An 832-nucleotide genomic window follows, 5' to 3' on the forward strand; every position below is an offset into this window, starting at 1 on the left:
CCCGGAGTACCGGTGCCCGGCTCGTCAGTCACGGTCGTGGTGACGGTGTTGTCACCCAGCGTGAGCTTCTCGAAGTTATCGCCACCGGCAACCGACTCGATCTTGTTGACGATCGAAGGCTGGCCGCCGACAAACACGTCGTCTGGTGCGGTGATGGTGAAGGTACCGCTGGCGCTACCGGCCGGGATGGTGACTTTGGTGCCATCGGTCAAGGTGAAGGTCAGGCCGTTATGGCCATTGACCGGCAGACCCTGGGCATTGGTCAGGGTCACGGTGTAGGTGATCTGGCCACCTTCGGTGACGGTGGTCTTGTCAGCGGTCAGTGTCGCAACGACTTCGCTGACGGTATCGGTGATCTGCACCGAAGCGTTGCCGCCCAGTTCCAGATTTTCGAAAGCCTTGCCATCAACGGCGGCATCGGTGATGCCGACGGTCAGGGTGTCGCCGTCCTTGAAGACGTCGTCGCCCTGGGCCTTGGCCTTGTATTCGGTTTCGGTCTGGCCGGCCGGGATCACGACCTTGTCGCCATTCGACAGGGTTACGGTCAGGTCATGGTCCAGCTTCTGGCTGACCTTGACGGTGAAGGCCGGCTGCTGGTCTTCGGTGACATCGCCTTTGCCGACGATGGTGACGGTGACCTTATCGCCCTGGTTGTCGGTGCCTGGCGTGCCAGTGCCCGGCTCGTCGGTCACGGTCGTGGTGATCGTGTTGTCGCCGAGGGTCAGTTTCTCGAAGTTGTCCGCGCCGCTGACGCCTTCGATCTTGTTGACGATCGAAGGCTGGCCGCCGACGAACACATCATCCGGTGCGGTGATGGTGAACGTGCCACTGG

1 protein-coding gene is annotated in these 832 nt (G+C 61.8%); it reads right to left on the bottom strand.

Features of this window, described 5'->3' with window-relative positions; genetic code table 11:
• A partial coding sequence (locus LU671_RS29310) for an immunoglobulin-like domain-containing protein (RefSeq protein ID WP_332880107.1) occupies window positions 1–832 on the bottom strand: 832 nt, incomplete at both ends.

The sequence above is a fragment of the Pseudomonas sp. NMI760_13 genome (assembly GCF_021283245.1).
Classification (GTDB): domain Bacteria; phylum Pseudomonadota; class Gammaproteobacteria; order Pseudomonadales; family Pseudomonadaceae; genus Aquipseudomonas; species Aquipseudomonas peradeniyensis.